Raw genomic sequence first — 19,004 nt, 5'->3', positions numbered from 1 at the left:
CCCTAGCCTGGGGGGATGTCCGCGAACTCCTGGCGTCCTGTCGTCGCTGCCCTCGCCGATGACCGTGCGCGAGAGATCTACGCGCTCGTCGTCCTCGGACAATCCGTCGACGCGCACCTGTCGTCGCTCTCCCCCGGCAAACGCCGTCGGGTTCTCGACAGCCTTCAGGCGGCGGGACTCATCTCCCCCGTCGACGGCGGCTGGCGGGCGGAGTCCGAGATCTTCCGCATCGCCCTCGCCGCGGCATCCACGCCCGTCCGCCCCGACGGCGTCGCGCGATTCTTCACCGAGGGACGCCTGTCGACCTACCCTTCACGCGCCGCCGACCGCCGGGAGGTGCTCGCCCACATCGCGATCCGCGTCCTGAGGCCGCAGGAAACCATCACCGAGGCCCACGTCACCGATCGACTCGCAGAGATCACCGACGACCCCGTGTCGATGCGGCGCTACCTGATCGACGCGGGCCTCCTCGCCCGCACCCGCGACGGAAGCGCCTACACCTCGGCATCCTGAGCGCGTCGAGCCACCGGATGCCACGTCCCCCGCCCCGCATAACGTGGAGACGTGGCATCGGGCGATCAGGGTCGATGCCGGTTCCGGTGGCTCAACGACCGCAGCCTCGGCGCTACTTCGTGGAGAAACTGACCACCTTCGGCGGACGCACCACCGCGCGCACGATCTCGCGCTCACCGAGGGCGCGGCGCACGCGCTCGTCACCGCGGGCGAGGGCCTCGAGCTGGTCACCGCCGATCTTGGCCGAGACCTCGAGGGTCGCGCGCACCTTGCCGTCGATCTGCACGACGGCGACGACATTGTCTTCCACCAGCAGGGTGGGATCGGCTTGACGCCAGGTCACGAGTCCCACGAATCCGTCGTAGCCGAGCGTCTGCCACATCTCTTCTGCGGTGTGCGGGGCGAACAGGTCGAGGGCCATCGCGATGACCTCGGCGGCCTCACGGACGGCAGGATCACTGACGCCGGCCGAGCCGTCGATCGCCTTGCGGGTGGCGTTGACCAGCTCCATCAGACGGGCGACGACGACGTTGAACTTCGTCTGCTCGATGAGATTCGGCGCCTCGGCCAGGAGGCGGTGCGTCACGCGGCGGAGGGACTTGTCGCCCTCGGCCCAGACCACGTCGGTCTCGCTGTCGACGTCGTGCGCGATGCGCAGGGCGCGGGCGAGGAACTTGGCCGCGCCCGTGGTCGAGACGTCGTTCCAGTCCTTGTCGTCCTCCACCGGGCCGGCGAAGGCCAGGGCCACGCGCAGGGCGTCGGCGCCGTGGGCGTCGAGTTCCTCCTGGAACAGCACCAGGTTGCCCTTGCTCTTCGACATCTTGGCGCCGTCGAGGACGACCATGCCCTGGTTGATGAGACTCGAGAACGGCTCGGTGAACTCGACCAGGCCCATGTCGAACAGCGCCTTGGTGATGAAACGCGCGTACAGCAGGTGCAGGATCGCGTGCTCGACGCCGCCGATGTAGAAGTCGACGGGGCCCCACTTCGACGCCTCACGGCCCGAGAACGCCTCGGTCGAGCTGTCAGGCGAGAGGAAGCGCAGGTAGTACCAGGAGCTGTCGACGAACGTGTCCATGGTGTCGGGGTCGCGCAGCAGCGTCTGGCCCGTCTCGGGGTCGGTGACCTGCACCCACTCCGTCGCCGCTCCCAGGGGCGACGTGCCCTTCGGCTTCAGGTCGAGACCCTCCACCGAGGGCAGCACGACCGGCAGCTGGTCGGCGGGCACCGGCGTGATCGAGCCGTCTTCGCCGTGGAGCATCGGGATGGGTGTGCCCCAGTAGCGCTGACGCGAGATGAGCCAGTCGCGGAGGCGGTAGGTCTTGGCCGCACGGCCGACGCCCTTCGCCTCGAGCTCATCGATCATGCGCGCGATCGCGTGGCGCTTGGACAGGCCGTTCAGCGAGCCGGAGTTGATCATGCGACCATCGCCCGTCAACGCGACGCCGGTCTTCACCGGGTCGGTGTCGTCGAGGTCGCCCAGCGGGTCGATCGGCACCCCCTCGTCGTCGAGCTCGATGACGGGGATCGCACCGGTGACGGGGGCGAGGGTGTCGACGACGACCCGCACGGGCAGGTCGAACGCACGCGCGAAATCGAGGTCGCGCTGGTCGTGGGCGGGCACGGCCATGACCGCGCCGTGACCGTAGTCGGCCAGCACGTAGTCGGCGGCCCAGATCGGCAGCTTCTCGCCGTTGATGGGGTTGATCGCGTAGTGGCCGAGGAACACACCGGTCTTGGGGCGGTCGGTCGCCTGGCGCTCGATGTCGGTCGCGCGTTGCACCTGGGCGAGGTACGCCTCGAACGTCTCTTTCACCCCCTGATCCGCGGATGCCGCCAGCTCGGCGGCCAGGTCGGACTCGGGCGCCACGACGAAGAACGTCGCCCCGTGCAAGGTGTCGGGACGGGTGGAAAAGACCGTGATCTTCTCGGCTCGGCCCTCGATCTCGAACGTGATGTCGGCACCGACGGAGCGACCGATCCAGTTGCGCTGCATCTGGATGACCTTGCTCGGCCAGAAGCCTTCGAGCTGGTTGAGGTCGTCGAGCAGGCGGTCGGCGTAGTCGGTGATGCGCAGGAACCACTGCGTGAGCTTCTTCTTGACCACCACGGCGCCGCTGCGCTCGCTCGTGCCGTCGGGCAGCACCTGCTCGTTGGCGAGCACGGTCTGATCCACCGGATCCCAGTTGACCAGCGCGTCCTTGCGGTACGCCAACCCCTTGTCGTACAGCTTCTGGAACAGCCACTGGTTCCAGCGGTAGTACTCGGGGTCGCTGGTGTGCAGCACCCGGCTCCAGTCGAACGAGACGCCGTAGTCCTTCAGGCTCGCCTTCTGCTGGGCGATGTTCGCGTAGGTCCACTCGACGGGGTCGGCGCCGCGCTTGATGGCGGCGTTCTCGGCGGGCAGACCGAACGAGTCCCACCCGATCGGGTTGAGCACGTTGTAGCCGCGGTGGCGCCAGAAACGGGCGACGATGTCGGAGTAGAGGTAGTTCTCGGCGTGGCCCATGTGCAGGTCGCCCGAGGGGTAGGGGAACATCGCGAGCACGTACTTGCGGGGGCGCGTATCGTCGTCGCCGCCGGCGCGGAACGGGTCTTTCTCGGCCCACGCCTGCTGCCACTTCGCCTGGATGGCGTGGGTGTCGAAGCCACCGTCGCGGGCGTCGGGTGCGGAGTTCTGAGACACGGGAGAACCAATCGTGTGAGTCGGGGAGGCCCGGAGGCCAGCGTCCAGGTTATCGGACCCGGGGTCACCACCCCGGCGGCACCGCGGCCCCGAGAGCGGCGAGAGGGGCTCGCGCCTTGATGCCCACCTCGGCGACCTCGGATGCCGCGACCGACCGCCAGGTGATGCCCCCGCCCGCGCCGACGTAGGCGGCATCCGGATGCACGACGACGCTGCGGATCACCATGGCGAGGTCTGCGGCGCCGTCGTCGCCGATCCATCCGAAGCCACCCGCGTAGAGACCACGCGGGGTCTGCTCGAGTCCGGCGAGGATCCGCATCGCGGACTCCTTCGGCGCGCCGGTCATGCTGCCCGCCGGGAACGTCGCGTCGAGCAGGTCGCCGATGGTGGTTCCGGGCAGGAGCCTGCCCGACACCTCGCTCACGAGTTGGTGAACGTGCGGGTAGGTCTCGACCTCGAGCAGCCGGTCGACGCCGACCGTCGACGGCTCGCAGACCCGGGAGAGGTCGTTGCGCATCAGGTCGACGATCATCACGTTCTCGGCGCGCTCCTTGGCATCCGTCCGCAGGTCTTCGGCGAACGCCGCGTCACGAGCCGGATCGGCGGACCGGGGCCGGGTGCCCTTGATGGGATGCGTGTGCACGGAACCGTCGCGCACCACGAGGAACCGTTCGGGCGACGCACTGACCAGTGCGACCTCGCCGATGCGGACGAAGCCGGCGTGGTGCGATGTCGACGCACGGCGGAGCCGCCGGAACACCGCGAGCGCATCGACCGCGCCGGGCACGGTGAACCGCGTCGTGAGGCACAGCTGGTACGCGTCGCCCTCGCGGATACGGTCGCGGCACGCCTCGATCAGTTCGGCGTAACGGTCGGGGGTGACGCGGGCGGATGCCGTGCCCCGGTCCTCCGCGGGGTCGACCTCGTCGGGCGTCGGCGCCTCGGCGACGCGGGCCGCGAGGGTGGGGTCGCCCACGGCGTACATCCGGCGCAGAGCGTGGTCGAAGGCGAGCAGGGCGTCGACGCGCAGCCACGCGGATTCCCCCTCGTAGGTCTGCCACCCCACCCACCCACCACGGAACGGCCCCAGTTCGTCGTGTGCGGAGCCGGAGGCCGCGGCATCCTGTTCCATCGGCCGGGACGACGGGTCGCGACGGCCCGCGCCCATCCAGCTCCACCCTGTCGCCGCGGCCGTCCCGGCGTCGAGCCAGAAGGCGTCGGGAGCGTCGGCGAACAGGTGCAGGAACACCGCCTCGGGATCGACCCACTCGACGGGGGTGAACGAGGGGGCGGAGTGCGGCACGCTCCCAGGCTAGGCGGGAGCGGCGGCCGTAAGCTGACGGAGGTGAACGAGATCCTCACGTGGCTGCTCGACGTCGTCCAGAACGTCGATCCCGTGCTGCGTACGGTCATCACCGGTCTCGCGGTCATGCTCGAGACGAGCGTGCTGGTCGGCCTCATCGTCCCGGGCGACACGATGGTGATCGTCGCGGGCACCGCCGTCGGCTCGCCGCTCGAGGGCGTCCTGCTGGCCGCGGCGGTCGTGGTGGGCGCCCTGCTGGGTGAGAGCCTCGGGTTCTGGCTCGGCCGGTACTTCGGCCCGCGCATCCGCGCATCGCGCCTCGGCCAGAAGTTGGGCGAGCGCAACTGGGAGCGTGCCGACCGCTACCTCAGCCGCCGCGGAGGGCTGGCGATCTTCCTGTCGCGTTTCCTCCCCGTGCTGCACTCGCTCGTTCCGCTGACCGTCGGAATGAGCGGCTACAGCTATCGCCGCTTCCTCGCGTGGACGACTCCCGCCTGCATCATCTGGGCCGGTCTCTACATCTCGGTCGCGGCCACCGCCGCGGGCACCTACCGCGATCTCGCGGATCAGCTCCACTACGCCGGATACATCTTCGTCGGTATCCTCGTCGTCTTCCTCGTGCTGGTGTTCGTCGGAAAGAAGCTCATCGAGCGCGCAGAGCGACGTCATCTGGCCGATGACGTCCCCACCCTCGGCCGCAGGGACGGTGACGTGAAAGACTGAGGCCGATGCCTCGTTCTCCTCGCTCCACCCGCGCCAAGGTGCTCTGGTTCGCCCGACTCGAGCGCCGCTTCCACCGGTGGCGTGAGCGGAGGGCACGCTCCCGCGGCCTCCGGCCCGCCGTCACCGGTTTTCCGGGCTACGGAACCGAGGAGTGGGTGCGCGTCCTCGGACGCGTGCTGATCGCCCCGCCGATCAAGCGCACCTCGACCGGGGAGTTCGCGAGTCTGCGCGGCTGGCGCAGCTTCGCGGCCGTTCCGGTGGGCATGGCGAAGGTCGACGTCGTGATCGACGGCGTCACGCACACCGTGTCGGCCGATCGTGGCGGCGTGATCGACGCGAAGCTCCCCGCGAGCCTGGCACCCGGGTGGCAGTCGATCACGATGTCGGTCGAGGGCAGCGAGCCGGCCGAGACCCGCGTGTTCATCGTGGGCTCGGATGTGCGCTTCGGCGTCGTGAGCGACATCGACGACACGGTGATGGTGACCCTCCTCCCCCGCCCCTTCCTCGCGGCGTGGAACTCGTTCGTCGTCGACGAGCACGCCCGTCAGCCCGTCCCGGGTATGGCGGTGATGCTCGAGCGACTGACCCGCGAACACCCCGGCACCCCCGTCATCTACCTGTCCACCGGCGCGTGGAACGTCGCCCCGACATTGACGCGGTTCATGCGTCGGCACCTGTTCCCCGCCGGATCGTTCCTGCTCACCGACTGGGGTCCCACGCACGACCGATGGTTCCGGAGCGGCCGCGATCACAAGGAGCTCAACCTGCGGCGCGTCGCGAGCGAGTTCCCGCACGTGAAGTGGCTGCTCGTCGGCGACGACGGTCAGCACGACGACGCGATCTACACGGGCTTCGCGATCGAGCACCCCGACAGCGTCGCAGCGGTCGCGATCCGCCGGCTGTTGCCCGCCGAGGCCGTCCTCGCGGGTGGCCGAACGGTCGTCGACGATCACTCCGCGGCCGAGGTGCCGTGGGTCACCGGGTCCGATGGCGCCGCCCTGCTCGCTCGGCTCGAGGACGTCGGGGTCATTTCGCGCGACGGTTGAGCGGCGGCGGATGCCGCGGTGTGCGCAACCTCAGCGATGTGCACGAAGTGAGTGGCATCCGGGGCACTCGGCCTGAGGTTGTGCGAATCACTGAGGATGTGAGCGGGGATGCCGCGGGCGGCCGATGCCGTCGCCGATGCCGTCGAGCCGATGTCGGAGGGGGCGCGTACGGTGGAGGCATGTGCGGTCGATTCGTCGTGGCCAATGTGGCGTCCGAGCTCATCGGGGTGCTTCGCGCCGATGTCGAGGCTGATGAGCTGCCCCCGCCGTCGTACAACATCGCGCCGACCTCGCGGGTCGGCATCGTGCTCGACTCGATCAAGAGCGAACCACCCGTGCGGCGTCTCGAGGTCGCGCGCTGGGGTCTGGTCCCGGGGTGGGCGAAAGACGTCAAGATCGGCGCACGGGCGTTCAACGCGCGCAGCGAAGAGGTCGAAGACAAGCCCATGTTCCGCAACGCCCTCATCAAGCGTCGCGCGGTGATCCCGGCATCCGGGTACTACGAGTGGAAGACCACCGAGGCGGGCAAGACCCCGCACTACATCCACCCCGCCGACGGCTCGCCGCTCTTCTTCGCCGGTCTCTACGAGTGGTGGAAAGACCCCGTCCTCGCCGACGACGACCCCGCGCGATGGGTGCTGAGCTGCACGATCCTGACGCGCGACGCGATCGGACGCCTTGGCTCGATCCACGACCGTATGCCGCTGTTCATGGACCCCGACTTCGCCGACGCCTGGCTGGACCCGACCACCGAGAATGTCGGCGACGTGCTGGATGCCGCGATCGACGCTGCACCCGATGTGGCCGAGACGCTCGACGACCACGTCGTCTCTGCTGCCGTGGGCAACGTCCGCAACGATTCCCCCGACCTGATCGACGCCGTCGAGTGACCACGCTCCTCCGTTCACCGGCGCTGACGCGCACCGAGTGGACCGCCCTGGCGGACGCGCACGCCGAACGCGCAGACGCGCTCACCGCGGCGCACCGCGCCCGCGCGAGCCGCGCCGAGAAGCATCCGGTCGAGGACTTCCTGTTCACGTACTACTCGTACAAACCCGCGATCCTGCGCCGCTGGCATCCCGGCCCCGACATCGTGCTCGACGACGCCGACGAACGCGCCGGTTGGCGCTGGTACCGCCCCGAGGGTGCGGGCGTTCGCGTGGATGCCGAGCGCTTCCGCGACGAGCGTGGATCGCTCTATCGCGGCGTCGTGAACCTGCTGCGCGCGACGGCGGATCGACCGGCGCAGTTCGGCTGCTTCGGCCTTCACGAGTGGGCGATGGCGTACCGCGCCGACGACGTGCGGCACGCGGTCCCCCTGCGCCTCGGTCGAGACGGCACCGACGCCGTCGTCGACGCGCACGATCTCAAGTGCACGCACTTCGACGCGTTCCGGTTCTTCACACCCGACGCCGTGCCTCGCAACCGTACGCCCTTGTCGCGCGACGACCAGGTCGAGCGCGAGCAGCCCGGATGCCTTCACGCCGGCATGGACGTCTACAAGTGGGCCGTGAAGCTCGGCCCGCTCGTACCGGGTCCGCTGCTGCTCGATGCGTTCGAACTCGCGCGCGACATCCGCACCCTCGACATGGAGGCCTCGCCCTACGATCTGAGCGGCTGGGGCTACCCGGCGGTGGCGATCGAGACGACCGAGGGCAAGGCCGAGTACGTCACCCGCCAACGGACAATGAGTGAGCGTGGGCAGGTGCTCCGCCGCGCCGTGATCGCGGCGGTCACGAGCGGAGACGACACGCCCGGTCGCGCCGATTTCCTGCGGTCGCGAACTGTGTTGTAAGCTCATGGAGTTGCCTCAAACGGGGCAGACAACAAAATAAGGGCCTGTGGCGCAGCTGGTAGCGCACCTGCATGGCATGCAGGGGGTCAGGGGTTCGAGTCCCCTCAGGTCCACATAGAGAGAAAGCCTCCGCTTCGGCGGGGGCTTTCGTCGTTTGTCAGGAGCGGTCGTCGACGCGGCCGCACCCTCCCCTCGGCCCGGCGACGCGGCATCCCTTCCCCCGAACGACGGACGCCCCCGCCGTGGGGCAGGGGCGTCCGAAGAGTGGATCAGCGCGACGAGACGGGCACGCGGGTCCGCGCCGTCTGCGCCTCGCGCATGACGAGCTCGTCTTCGAGCCAGTTCGGCGCCTTGTTGCGCAGGGCGAAGATGTACACCGCGAGCGACGCGGCGATGATGGCCGTCACATACACGATGAACAGCGGAACCTGCTCCGTGCTCTGCGCTCCGGCGTACAGCAGGGGTGCCGTCCCGCCGAACAACGAATTGGCGAGGGCGTATCCGAGGCCGACGCCCAGCGCACGCACGTGGGTGGGGAAGAGCTGGGCCTTCACGAGGGCGTTGATCGAGGTGTAGCCGGTGAGGATGACGAAGCCGCCGAACAGGATCGCGAAGGCCGCGAACTCGTTGGTCTGCTGCGGGAGCATCGTGATGAGGAACCACGTGTACAGCACGCCGCCGACGCCGAAGAAGACCAGCAGCGACTTGCGGCCGACCTTGTCGCTCAGCCACCCGCCGAGGGGCTGCATGAGCATCAGAGCGGTGAGGGCGATGAGGTTGATGACGGTGCCGGTGATCACGTCGCCGCCCGAGAAGGCGGTCTTGACGATGTTGGGGCCGGTGACCGAGTAGGTGTAGAACGCGACCGTGCCGCCCGCGGTGACGGCGAAGCAGAGCAGCAGCGGGCGCCAGTTGTTCACGAGGAGATCGCGCATCGACCCGGAGTCCTTCGACCGGCCCGACCTGGTGTCGTCGATGACGCTCTTCTCCAGCGATTCGTCCATCGTGCGCCGCATCCAGAAGACCGCGACCGCGGCGACACCGCCGATGGCGAACGCGACGCGCCAGCCCCACGACGTGATCGCTTCCTCATCGAGGGTGAGCACCATGACGAGCAGGGTCGTCTGAGCCAGCACGTGACCACCGACGAGGGTGACGTAGTGGAACGACGAGAGGAAGCCGCGTCGGCCGGGCATGGCCGCCTCCGACATATAGGTCGCGCTCGTCCCGTACTCGCCACCGGTCGCGAAGCCCTGCACGAGACGGGCGAACACCAGGATGACGACGGCGCCGACACCGATCATCTCGGCGGTGGGGGCGAAGGCGATGATGAGGGAGCAGAACGCCATCAGCGAGACCGACACGGTCAACGACAGCCGTCGACCGTGGCGATCGGCGAAGCGGCCGAAGAACCAGGAGCCGATGGGGCGCATGAGGAAGGTGACGGCGAAGATCGCCCAGACGTAGATCGTCGAGTTCTTGTCGTCGGAACTGAAGAACTGCGACTCGAAGTACACCGCGAACACCGAGTAGACGTACACGTCGTACCACTCGACGAGGTTGCCCGCCGAGCCCTTCAAGGTGTTCGAGATGGAGCGGCGGAGACTCGTGGGGATCGTGGTCGTGGTGGCCGGTGGTGTCGTCGTTGACATAGGAGATCCGATCGGTCGATGGACGGTTCTCGTCTCGTGTGCCGTCGGAGTCTCCCGGCGACGACGACGAGACGTATGCCGACATCATGTCGACAAGCGGCGGCCCTCCGTGCGGATCCTTACATCCGCCTTACATTCACGCCCGGCCCGCAGCGATCCCCCGCGCAGGGGCATGCCTACGATGAGGACATGCACGTACTCGTGGCCGAGGACGACGGCTCCGTCGCCGCAGCGCTCGTCTCGGCGTTGCAGCGCGCCGGCCACGCGAGCACGCGCGTCAGCCGTGGAAGCGACGTGCTGCTGCGCCACCGCGACGCGCAGGTCGTGCTGCTCGACCTGGGCCTGGAAGACATGGACGGCCTCGATGTCCTCCGCCAGCTGCGCGCGGTGAGTCAGATCCCGGTCATCGTCGTCACCGCCCGTGGTGACGAGCGCTCGACGGTGCGGGCGCTGTCGCTCGGTGCCGACGACTACCTGGTCAAGCCCGTGCGCCTGCACGAGCTGCTCGCTCGGCTGCTCGCCGTCACCCGCCGTTACACCCCTCCCGATGAGCCCACGCGCGTGCAGGTCGGCCCGGTCGACATCGACGTCGACGCCCGGCGCGTCACCGTCGACGGGAGCGACGTGGCGCTCACGCCCAACGAGTTCGGCATCCTGTTCTCGCTCGCCCGGCGCGCGGGCCAGATCGTCAGCCGTCAGCAGATCCTCGACGAGGTGTGGGGCGACGCGTACGCGACGTCGTCGCGCTCGTTCGACGTGCACCTGGGTCAGGTGCGCCAGAAGCTCCCCGGGCTGACCATCACCACGGTCCGCGGGGTCGGTTACCGCCTCGAGGATGCCGGATGAAGCTGCGCGTCCTGCTGCCGCTGCTCGTGTTCGGGCTGATCGCGGTCATCGCCGTGCTCATCCCCGTCGCCCAGTCGATCGCCGACTCCCGCACGCAGCAGCTCGCCCTGCAGCGCACCGCCGCCCTCGACCAGGTCGTGCAGCGTGCCCGCACCGCGCTCGTGCAGGGCGACGCCGAGGGCCTACAGACCTACCTCCAGCGCTTCCACGCGGTCTACGGCGAGTCGGTGCTCGTCCTCGACGAGGCCGGGGATGCCGTCGCCTCCGCCGGCGACGTATCGCGCGATGAGCGTGTCGACGAGCTCGTGACCGCGGCATCCCGAGCTCTCCCCCAGCTCGTGCTCCCCCGCGTCACGCCCTGGGGCCCGGACACCTCCGTCGTGGCCGTGCCGGTGATCGCCGCCGGCGACCTGTCGACCGGCGTCGTGGTACTCGCCGTCGACCTCCGCGACGCGCAGATGGACGTGTCGCGTGCCTGGGCCGTGATCGTCGTCATCGGCGTGCTGCTGCTCAGCGCCCTCATGGGGGCGTCGCTGGTGTGGACGCGATGGATCCTGCGCCCGGTGCGCGCCCTCGACGCCGCGGTCGCCGACGTCACCGCCCACCGCGACCCCTCGCCCCTGCGCCCCTCGGGCCCGCCCGAACTTCGACGCCTCAGCCGTGCGTTCGGGGAGATGACGGCCGAGGTCGAGAGCAGCCTCGAGCAGCAGCGCGGATTCGTCGCCGACGCCTCGCATCAGTTGCGGACGCCTCTCGCCGCGATCCGGCTGCGCGTGGACGGCTTACCGCGAGAGGGAGAGGCGGCCACCGACCTCGCGGCCGTCGATGACGACCTCGATCGACTCGAATACACGGTGGGGCGCATGCTCACCCTCGCGAATGCGGAGCACCGCGCCGCGGCGCAGTCGCGGGGGCGCGATCCGGCGCGCGACGACGGTGCCGCGCGGGAGTGCACCGTCACGGCTGCGGAGATCACGGACCGTCACCGCGACCGTCTGGAGGCTGCGGGGCTCCGGCTGACCACCGCTCCGGGCCCGGCGGTCACGGTCCCGTGCGGGCGCGCCGACCTCGACGAGATGGTCGACGTGCTCCTGGACAACGCGGCCAAGTACGCCGGCCCCGCGGCCGAGGTCCGCGTGGGTCTCGCCCAGGATGCCGACGGCATCCGGCTCGTGGTCGAGGACTCCGGTACGCGACTCGCCGACGACGACCTCGCCCGCATGGGCACGCGGTTCTGGCGCGCCGGCCGCGACGCGACGCAGACCGGAACGGGCCTCGGGCTCGCGATCGTGGCCCAGTTGATGCGCGCCGCCGGCGGGCGGCTCGTCCTCGACCGCTCCGCATCCGGGGGGCTCGCGGCTCGCTTGCTGTGGGAGCGATCGTGACGGGGCTCACCCGACGCGGGTTCCTGTGGGCGGGCATGGCCGCCGGAGCGGTCGGTCTCGCCGGCTGCTCCCCCGCCCCGCCCCGCGCCCTGACCCTCGGGTGCGGCGAGCCCGGAGGGAGTTATCTGGAATTCGGCCAGTTGCTGAGCGCGGTCGCACGCGAGACCGGCGGCGTCGAGATCACGGCGCTCGCGACGGAGGGCAGCGTCGAGAACCTCGCCCTGCTCGACGCCGGGAGCGTCGAGCTGGCACTCTCTCTCGCGGACTCCGCGGCAGCAGCCACTCCGGGCGACGACCTCGTCGCCATCGGACGGGTCTACCAGAACTACCTGCAGTGCATCGTGCGCGCCGCCGACGGCCTGACCTCGCTCGCCGACCTGTCGGGGCGCGTCGTCTCACTGGGTGCGGCGGGATCGGGAGCGGCGGCGACCGCGCGCCGGCTTCTGGATGCCGGGGACCTGACGTCGACGTCGACGCCTCCCGTCACGATCGAACGACCGTTCCGCGATGCGGTCGTCGACCTCGAGCAGGGCCGCATCGACGCGCTCTTCTGGTCGGGCGGCGTTCCGACACCCCAGATCGCCGACCTGGCCGATCGGACGCCGATCCGCGTGCTCGACACGACGCCCGTCCTGCCCAAGCTGCTGCGACGGTACCCCGACGCATATGTGGCCACGACGATCCCCGCGGGCGTCTATGGCGCCGACACGTCTGTTCCGACGATCGGTGTCGCCAACCTGCTCCTGACCCACCGCGACCTCGATGACGACCTGGCGCGTCGCCTGGTCGATGTGCTCATCGACGACGCCGCGCGGCTCGTGCCGCCCGGTTCCCTCGGCGTCCAATACCTGACACCGGCGAGTCTGATCGACACGCTGCCCGTGCCGTTGCACCCCGCCGCTGAGCGCCGGTACCGCGAGCGGTACGGCTGAGCGACGCCACGGCAGCAGCGGGACCCGAACGCGAAGAACGCCCCCTGCCGCGGGGCAGAGGGCGTCGTCGAGTGGGGGCTACTCCGCGGCGTGCGCCGGCGTGGGGATCTCGAGCGGGACTACGGGGCAGTCCTTCCAGAGGCGCTCCAGGCCGTAGTACACGCGCTCCTCCTCGTGGAAGACGTGCACGACGAGGTCGCCGAAGTCGAGCAGCACCCAGCGGGACTCCTGACGGCCCTCGCGGCGGAGACGCTTGTGGCCTGCCTCGAGCAGCTTCTCTTCGATCTCGTCGGCGATCGCAGCGACGTTGCGCTCGTTGCGACCGGTGACGAGGAGGAAGACGTCGACGAGGGGAAGGGGCTCCGACACATCGAGGGCGACGAGATCGTCGCCGCCCTTGGCGTCGGCGGCGAGAGCGGCGATCTGCGCCATCTCTTTACCGTTGGTGGTGGCGGTCATCGGAAGACTCCTGTCGTGAAGGCGAGGCCGAGGGTTCCGACCACCGCCAGGAAGAGAGCACCCGTCGTGATGATGAGACCCACGAGGAGCTTGCTCCCCTTCTCGGGCGCCGGGGGACGGATGATCTCCCCGGGTTGCTTGACGGTGCTGATCGCGGCACTCGCCGCGATCGGGGTGGGTGACGAGGCGGCCGGAAGCTCGCCGTCGAGGAGGACGGCGTCGGCGTCGCGGCCGTCAGTGGTGCCGGGGGCGTGCCCGACAGAACCGAGGCCCTCGGGCAGGTCGAACGTGCCCGTGATCATGATCTCGCCGGTCGCCGTCACCGGGCCCACGAGCGGCGCGCCCGTGGGCGTCTGCGAGAGGATCAGCGAATTCGGGGTCGAGACCGTTCCGGTCGCTCCGGTGGTGCGCGAGATGAGCTGGTCGAACGACGACGGGAGCGACACATCGGGCGTCGCGCCGTCGAGCAGCTGGGAGCCGAGGGCGGGGTTGACCACCGACGGTGCGGGAGCCGCCGCGGGGGCGGGGGCCTCGGCCGCCGCCGGGCGGAAGATGGCCGGCTGAGATGCGTCGTCGGGCGTCGGCGTGGACGCGACGAGCGGCGCCGACGACTCGAGGTCGGGGCTGATCACGGGCACGGATGCCGTACGGATCTTCTCCTGAGCGCGCGCCTGCCGGCGGGTGAGGCCGGAGACACCGTGGTCGGCGCCGGCCTCGGTGTAGGAATCGAAAGCGGCGGCGGGCGCCGGATCGACCGGGCGCGCCGTGTCGGCCGACGACGTGCGTTCATCAGCGGTCGGGACGGCCGCGATGACAGCGGGCGCTTCGGGCTCGGCGGTCGGCGCCACGGCATCCGGAGACTCGGGCTCGGCGGTCGGCGCGGGCTCCGCGGTCGGTGCCGCGGCATCCGGAGATTCGGGCTCGGCGGTCGGAGCCGCTTCGTCCGGGGACGGGACGTCGGCGACCGGGGACTCGGTCTCGGCGGTCTGCGCCGTGGCATCCGGGGCCACGGTGTAGTCGTTCGACGTGATGATGGGCGTGGCGCCGGTCTGACGCAGCTCGCGCAACTGACGGCGGGTCAGGGCGGGCGTCTCGGGGGTGTCGGGAGTGCTCATGCCTTGCTCCGGTAGAGATGGTGCTTCGCGATGTACTGCACGACGCCGTCGGGGACGAGGTACCACACGGGGTGTCCTCGACGCACACGGGCGCGGCAGTCTGTGGACGAGATCGACAGGGCGGGGATCTCCAATTGGCTCACGTTCTCGGAAGGGAGCCCCTCGGTGCTCAGCACGTGGCCGGGACGCGAGACGGCGACGAAGTGCGCCAGGTCCCACAACTGCTGATGGTTGCGCCAGCTGAGGATCTGCTCGACCGCGTCGGCGCCGGTGATGAAGAACAGTTCGGCGCCCGGACGCTGCTCGTGCAGATCGCGCAGCGTATCGATCGTGTAGGTGGGGCCGGCCCGATCGACGTCGACGCGGCTGACGGTGAACTGCGGATTGGATGCGGTCGCGATCACCGTCATGAGATAGCGGTGCTCGCTCTCGGTGACGTCGTGCTTCTGCCACGGGCGGCCCGTGGGCACGAAGACGACCTCATCGAGATCGAACGACTGCGCGACCTCGGACGCCGCAACGAGGTGACCGTGATGGATGGGATCGAACGTCCCACCCATGACCCCGATGCGAGGGGCGCGCGTCACCGACATACGGTGGGCCTCAGTGGCCGTGCGCCTCGGGGACAGGCGCGCCGTGCTTCTGCGCGTAGGCCTCGGCCTTGTGCGCGTGGCGGTTCGACACGTTGCGGTACGACAGCGTGACCAGGCTCAGCAGCACGAAGACCACGAATGCCACGGCACCGACCCAGAAGGTCTCGGCCTGCACGTTGCCGCCGTGGTGTCCGCCTTCTTCGGCGGCGTGGGCGAGAAGCGTGGCGAAAGTCATCAGTACTCCGTTCGAGTGGTCTGCGCGGCGCGCAAAGCCATTTTAGGCGGTCAGGCGCGGACCTGGCCGCCGCCGCGCCCGAGCCACTTGGTGCTCGTGAGCTCGGCGAGCCCCATGGGTCCGCGGGCATGCAGTTTTTGCGTCGAGATGCCGACCTCGGCGCCGAAGCCGAACTCGCCCCCGTCGGTGAAGCGGGTGGAGGCGTTGACGAGTACGACCGCCGAGTCGACCTCGGCGAGGAAGCGGTCGGCGGCGGCCCGATCGTCGGTGACGATCGACTCGGTGTGGTGCGTCGAGTAGCGGCGGATGTGGGCGAGGGCGTCGTCGAGGTCGTCGACGACACGCACGGCCAGATCGAGCGTGCCGTATTCGCGCGCCCAGTCTTCTTCGGTTGCCGCGACCACGCGCCCGTCGTGCGCACGGGTCTCGTCGTCTCCGTGCACGGTGACACCGGCGTCGGAAAGGGATGCCAGCAGCTCCGGCAGCAGACGGTCGGCCGCGCCGCGGTGCACGAGTACGGTCTCGACGGCGTTGCATACGCTCGGGCGCTGGGTCTTGGCGTTGAGGACGATGTCGCGCGCCCAGTCGTCGCGGGCGGTGGCGTCGAGGAAGACGTGGACGACGCCCGCACCCGTCTCGATCACCGGCACCGTGGATTCGGTGACGACGGTCTCTATCAGACCGGCGCTCCCCCGCGGGACGAGGACGTCGACGAGACCCCGGGCGTTCATGAGGGCGCGCGCACCCTCGCGGCCGAAGTCGTCGACGCTCTGCACGGCCTCGGGCGACACCCCCTCGGACTGCAGGGCGTCACGCATGACCGACACGAGCACGGCGTTGGTGCGCTGCGCCGCCGACCCACCGCGCAGCACGACGGCGTTCCCGGAGCGCAGGGCGAGCGAGGCGATGTCGACCGTCACGTTGGGGCGTGCCTCGTAGATGGACCCGACGACGCCGAACGGCACCGCGACCTTCTGCAGCTGGATGCCGTTGGGCAGGGTGCGCTCGTCGAGCACGCGTCCGACCGGGTCGGGCAGATCGGCGACGTCGCGGACGGCGGCGGCCAGGGCGGCCACCCGCGCGGTGTCGAGGCGCAGACGGTCGAGGAGTGCCTCGCCGATGGCATCCGCCCGCCCTCGCTCGAGGTCGTCGGCATTGGCGGCGACGATGTCGTCGGACGCGGTCACGAGGGCGTCTGCCACGGCGTTCAGCAGTGCGCTCTTGCGAGCGGAATCGAGGAGGGCGATCTCGCGCGCCGCGTCTTTCGCGAGACGCAGGCGCTCGTCGACGGAGGCGGCGATGACGGTCATGCGCTCAGTGTACCGGCGCGCTAACGGCGCCCACGGGCCCCGTCGCCAGGGTGACGGGATCGGGGTTGGGGGCGAACCACGTGCCGACGGAGTCACCGGCGAGGGCGGATGCCACCAGATCCGCGCTCGTGACGAGCACGCCGACCCCGGCGGTCGAGGCGAGCTTCGCGGCCGACGCCTTGGTTGCCGCTCCCCCGGTGCCCACGCCGTTGACGACTCCGGCGCCGAACTCGAACTCCGACAGATCGTGTCCCCACTCGACGTCGGTGATGGGGCGCGCGCCCGGTTCGCTGGGCGGCCGGGTGAACAGCGTCTCGATGTCGCTCAGCAGCACCAGGGCGTCGGCACCGATGAGCTGGGCGACGAGGGCCGCGAGCCGGTCGTTGTCGCCGAAACGGATCTCGTGGGTGGCGACGGTGTCGTTCTCGTTGACGATCGGGAGGATGCCGAGTCCGAGCAGTCGCTCCATGGCCCGACGGGCGTTGGAGCGGTGCGTGGCGTTCTCGAGGTCACCGGCGGTCAGCAGTACCTGACCCGCGAGCAGCCCGAAGCGATCGAGTGAGGTCTGGTAACGCCACATGAGCACGTTCTGCCCGACCGCGGCCGCGGCCTGCTGGGTCGCCAGGTCGTTCGGACGCCCGCCGAGATCGAGCAGCGGCAGCGCGGTCGCGATGGCGCCCGACGACACCAGAACCACCTCGGTGCCGGCGCGGTGGGCGCCCGAGAGCGCCTCGACGATCGTGTCAATGCGGTGCGCGCCGTCGCCGCTGATGGACGACGACCCCACCTTCACCACGACGCGAGCGGCGCCCGGGATCTCGGCGCGGGTCTCGGCCGTCACCGTGCGTCGTCCTCGGCGCCGAGCACCGCCGAGTCGCCGTCGGGGGTGATGCCGGCGGCACGCGCCGCGCGGCGCTCGGTCTCGAGCTCGGCGCGGGCCTCGGCCTTGGCATCCATCCGCTCGTGGTACCTCTCGCGACGCTCCGAGGAGGTGCGGCGGGGATTCTGCACGAGGCGGGGGTCGGTACCGCGCGGGGCGGTCATCAGCTCGGCCGCAGAGGTGAGCGTGGGCTCCCAGTCGAAGACGATGCCGTCGCCGGGACCGATGACCACTGTCGCGCCGGCGACCGCACCGGCGCGGAACAGTCCCTCTTCGACACCCAGGCGCGCGAGGCGGTCGGCGAGGTAGCCCACGGCCTCTTCGTTCTGGAAGTCGGTCTGCTGCACCCACTTGACCGGCTTGTCGCCGAGGATGCGGTAGACGGGACCGTACGTGCCGCCCTCGACCTTGACCTCGAAGTCCTTGCGCGAACCCTGCGGGCGGATGACGATGCGCTCGGCGGGCGTGTCGTCGATCGTGGCGAGACGGTGCTGCTCGACGACGTCGGCCAGCGCGAAGGTGAGTTCGCGCAGCCCCGCGCGGCTGACCGTCGAGATCTCGAACACGCGGAAGCCGCGGGCCTCGAGGTCGGGGCGCACGAAGTCGGCGAGGTCGCGCGCCTCGGGCACGTCGATCTTGTTCAGGGCGACGATCTGCGGACGCTCGAGCAGCGGCGTCTGCCCCTCGGGCACGGGATAGGCGCCCAGCTCGGCGAGGATGATGTCGAGATCGCTCAGCGGGTCGCGGCCCGGGTCGAGCGTGGCGCAGTCGAGGACGTGCACCAGCGCGGTGCAGCGTTCGACGTGACGCAGGAACTCCAGGCCCAGGCCCTTGCCCTCGCTGGCGCCCTCGATGAGTCCGGGCACGTCGGCGATGGTGAAACGTACGTCGCCGGACTGGACGACGCCGAGGTTGGGGTGGAGCGTCGTGAACGGGTAGTCGGCGATCTTCGGACGCGCAGCGGAAACCGCGGCGATGAGGCTCGACTTGCCGGCGGAGGGGAAGCCGACGAGCGCGATGTCGGCGACGGTCTTCAGCTCGAGGACGACGTCGCCCTCCCAGCCGGGGGTACCCAGCAGGGCGAAACCGGGAGCCTTGCGCTTGGGGGATGAGAGCGAGGCGTTACCGAGGCCGCCGAGGCCACCGGGCGCGACGACGAAACGCATGCCGGGGGTGAGCATGTCGACGAGCACCGTGCCGTCGGGGTCCTTCACGACGGTGCCGAGCGGGACGGGAAGCTCGTGGTCCTCGCCCTCCGCGCCGGAACGGTGGTCGCCCATGCCGAAACCGCCGTTGCCCGCCGAACGGTGCGGCGAGTGGTGGTACGAAAGCAGAGTGGTCACCTGCGGGTCGGCGACGAGCACCACGTCGCCGCCGCCTCCCCCGTTACCGCCATCGGGACCGGCCAGCGGCTTGAACTTCTCGCGGCGCACGGAGACGCAGCCATTGCCGCCCTTGCCCGCACGCAGGTGCAGGGTGACGCGGTCGACGAAGGTGACCATGGCGGGTCCTTCCGGGTTATCGAGCAAAC

At 70.1% G+C, this 19,004-nt stretch carries 18 protein-coding genes and 1 tRNA gene; 9 read left to right on the top strand and 10 right to left on the bottom strand.

Features of this window, described 5'->3' with window-relative positions:
- Nucleotides 1-15 precede the first annotated feature (15 nt).
- Nucleotides 16-513, top strand: coding sequence for a DUF2087 domain-containing protein (locus ASF76_RS05905; protein ID WP_055954399.1), 498 nt, complete (start codon nt 16-18; stop codon nt 511-513).
- Between the two features lie 112 nt (nt 514-625).
- Here the strand turns inward: ASF76_RS05905 and leuS are convergent, their stop codons facing one another.
- Nucleotides 626-3,199 (bottom strand): leucine--tRNA ligase, encoded by a 2,574-nt coding sequence (gene leuS / locus ASF76_RS05900; protein WP_055954396.1) that lies wholly within the window; start codon nt 3,197-3,199, stop codon nt 626-628.
- Between the two features lie 64 nt (nt 3,200-3,263).
- Nucleotides 3,264-4,502 (bottom strand): anthranilate synthase component I family protein, encoded by a 1,239-nt coding sequence (locus ASF76_RS05895; RefSeq protein WP_055954393.1) that lies wholly within the window; start codon nt 4,500-4,502, stop codon nt 3,264-3,266.
- A gap of 42 nt (nt 4,503-4,544) precedes the next feature.
- Here ASF76_RS05895 and ASF76_RS05890 point away from each other — a divergent pair, with 42 nt between their 5' ends.
- From ASF76_RS05890 to ASF76_RS05870, 5 genes are all read left to right on the top strand, one after another.
- The gene (locus tag ASF76_RS05890; RefSeq protein WP_055954389.1) at nt 4,545-5,225 is read left to right on the top strand and encodes a DedA family protein; all 681 of its coding nucleotides are present in this window, start codon (nt 4,545-4,547) and stop codon (nt 5,223-5,225) included.
- A gap of 5 nt (nt 5,226-5,230) precedes the next feature.
- Nucleotides 5,231-6,271, top strand: coding sequence for an App1 family protein (locus ASF76_RS05885; RefSeq protein ID WP_055954386.1), 1,041 nt, complete (start codon nt 5,231-5,233; stop codon nt 6,269-6,271).
- Between the two features lie 179 nt (nt 6,272-6,450).
- A complete protein-coding gene (locus tag ASF76_RS05880; RefSeq protein ID WP_055954382.1) occupies nt 6,451-7,161 on the top strand; it encodes an SOS response-associated peptidase in 711 nt (236 codons plus the stop codon).
- Entirely contained in the window at nt 7,158-8,066 is a 909-nt protein-coding gene (locus ASF76_RS05875) for a hypothetical protein (RefSeq protein ID WP_055954380.1), read from the top strand. The genes ASF76_RS05880 and ASF76_RS05875 overlap by 4 nt, the downstream gene beginning before the upstream one ends.
- Before the next feature lie 40 nt (nt 8,067-8,106).
- Nucleotides 8,107-8,179 (top strand) — tRNA-Ala (locus ASF76_RS05870).
- Between the two features lie 156 nt (nt 8,180-8,335).
- Here the strand turns inward: ASF76_RS05870 and ASF76_RS05865 are convergent.
- The gene (locus ASF76_RS05865) at nt 8,336-9,718 is read right to left on the bottom strand and encodes an MFS transporter (RefSeq protein WP_055954377.1); all 1,383 of its coding nucleotides are present in this window, start codon (nt 9,716-9,718) and stop codon (nt 8,336-8,338) included.
- Between the two features lie 189 nt (nt 9,719-9,907).
- Here ASF76_RS05865 and ASF76_RS05860 point away from each other — a divergent pair, with 189 nt between their 5' ends.
- The 3 genes from ASF76_RS05860 to ASF76_RS05850 are packed head-to-tail and all read left to right on the top strand — an operon-like array spanning nt 9,908 to nt 12,881.
- Nucleotides 9,908-10,564: a response regulator transcription factor gene (locus ASF76_RS05860; protein WP_055954374.1), complete on the top strand. Its 657-nt coding sequence runs from the start codon at nt 9,908-9,910 to the stop codon at nt 10,562-10,564.
- Complete coding sequence (locus tag ASF76_RS05855) at nt 10,561-11,949, top strand: sensor histidine kinase (protein WP_055954371.1); 1,389 nt, start codon at nt 10,561-10,563, stop codon at nt 11,947-11,949. Before ASF76_RS05860 ends, ASF76_RS05855 begins: the two co-directional genes overlap by 4 nt.
- On the top strand, nt 11,946-12,881 hold the full coding sequence (locus ASF76_RS05850) for a TAXI family TRAP transporter solute-binding subunit (RefSeq protein WP_156459154.1): 936 nt from the start codon (nt 11,946-11,948) through the stop codon (nt 12,879-12,881). Before ASF76_RS05855 ends, ASF76_RS05850 begins: the two co-directional genes overlap by 4 nt.
- Nucleotides 12,882-12,959: 78 nt before the next feature.
- Here ASF76_RS05850 and rsfS read toward each other — a convergent pair whose 3' ends face one another.
- From rsfS to obgE, 7 genes are read right to left on the bottom strand one after another with little or no spacing between them, the layout of a single operon-like run.
- Nucleotides 12,960-13,340, bottom strand: a complete 381-nt coding sequence (gene rsfS / locus ASF76_RS05845) for a ribosome silencing factor (protein ID WP_055954363.1) — start codon at nt 13,338-13,340, stop codon at nt 12,960-12,962.
- Nucleotides 13,337-14,455, bottom strand: coding sequence for a hypothetical protein (locus tag ASF76_RS05840; protein ID WP_055954360.1), 1,119 nt, complete (start codon nt 14,453-14,455; stop codon nt 13,337-13,339). The genes rsfS and ASF76_RS05840 overlap by 4 nt, the downstream gene beginning before the upstream one ends.
- Nucleotides 14,452-15,048, bottom strand: coding sequence for a nicotinate-nucleotide adenylyltransferase (gene nadD, locus ASF76_RS05835; RefSeq protein WP_055954356.1), 597 nt, complete (start codon nt 15,046-15,048; stop codon nt 14,452-14,454). Before nadD ends, ASF76_RS05840 begins: the two co-directional genes overlap by 4 nt.
- A gap of 10 nt (nt 15,049-15,058) precedes the next feature.
- Entirely contained in the window at nt 15,059-15,283 is a 225-nt protein-coding gene (locus tag ASF76_RS05830) for a hypothetical protein (protein ID WP_055954353.1), read from the bottom strand.
- A gap of 50 nt (nt 15,284-15,333) precedes the next feature.
- The gene (locus tag ASF76_RS05825) at nt 15,334-16,593 is read right to left on the bottom strand and encodes a glutamate-5-semialdehyde dehydrogenase (RefSeq protein ID WP_055954352.1); all 1,260 of its coding nucleotides are present in this window, start codon (nt 16,591-16,593) and stop codon (nt 15,334-15,336) included.
- Nucleotides 16,594-16,597: 4 nt separating this feature from the next.
- Entirely contained in the window at nt 16,598-17,434 is an 837-nt protein-coding gene (gene proB, locus ASF76_RS05820; protein WP_055954349.1) for a glutamate 5-kinase, read from the bottom strand.
- Nucleotides 17,431-18,975: a GTPase ObgE gene (gene obgE, locus ASF76_RS05815; protein WP_055954347.1), complete on the bottom strand. Its 1,545-nt coding sequence runs from the start codon at nt 18,973-18,975 to the stop codon at nt 17,431-17,433. The genes proB and obgE overlap by 4 nt, the downstream gene beginning before the upstream one ends.
- Between the last annotated feature and the right edge of the window lie 29 nt (nt 18,976-19,004).

This window comes from Microbacterium sp. Leaf151 (genome assembly GCF_001424225.1).
Classification (GTDB): Bacteria; Actinomycetota; Actinomycetes; order Actinomycetales; family Microbacteriaceae; genus Microbacterium.
The sequence above is the reverse complement of the archived record's forward strand: the minus strand, read 5'-3'. Positions and strand labels throughout refer to the sequence as shown.

Coding starts and splice junctions, on each gene's coding strand:
- ASF76_RS05855 (WP_055954371.1), top strand. CDS start 10,561: ATGAAGCTGCGCGTCCTGCTGCCGCTGCTCGTGTTCGGGCTGATCGCG.
- ASF76_RS05885 (WP_055954386.1), top strand. CDS start 5,231: ATGCCTCGTTCTCCTCGCTCCACCCGCGCCAAGGTGCTCTGGTTCGCC.
- ASF76_RS05830 (WP_055954353.1), bottom strand. CDS start 15,283: ATGACTTTCGCCACGCTTCTCGCCCACGCCGCCGAAGAAGGCGGACAC.
- ASF76_RS05860 (WP_055954374.1), top strand. CDS start 9,908: ATGCACGTACTCGTGGCCGAGGACGACGGCTCCGTCGCCGCAGCGCTC.
- ASF76_RS05865 (WP_055954377.1), bottom strand. CDS start 9,718: ATGTCAACGACGACACCACCGGCCACCACGACCACGATCCCCACGAGT.
- rsfS (WP_055954363.1), bottom strand. CDS start 13,340: ATGACCGCCACCACCAACGGTAAAGAGATGGCGCAGATCGCCGCTCTC.
- nadD (WP_055954356.1), bottom strand. CDS start 15,048: ATGTCGGTGACGCGCGCCCCTCGCATCGGGGTCATGGGTGGGACGTTC.
- ASF76_RS05840 (WP_055954360.1), bottom strand. CDS start 14,455: ATGAGCACTCCCGACACCCCCGAGACGCCCGCCCTGACCCGCCGTCAG.
- obgE (WP_055954347.1), bottom strand. CDS start 18,975: ATGGTCACCTTCGTCGACCGCGTCACCCTGCACCTGCGTGCGGGCAAG.
- ASF76_RS05880 (WP_055954382.1), top strand. CDS start 6,451: ATGTGCGGTCGATTCGTCGTGGCCAATGTGGCGTCCGAGCTCATCGGG.
- ASF76_RS05825 (WP_055954352.1), bottom strand. CDS start 16,593: ATGACCGTCATCGCCGCCTCCGTCGACGAGCGCCTGCGTCTCGCGAAA.
- ASF76_RS05905 (WP_055954399.1), top strand. CDS start 16: ATGTCCGCGAACTCCTGGCGTCCTGTCGTCGCTGCCCTCGCCGATGAC.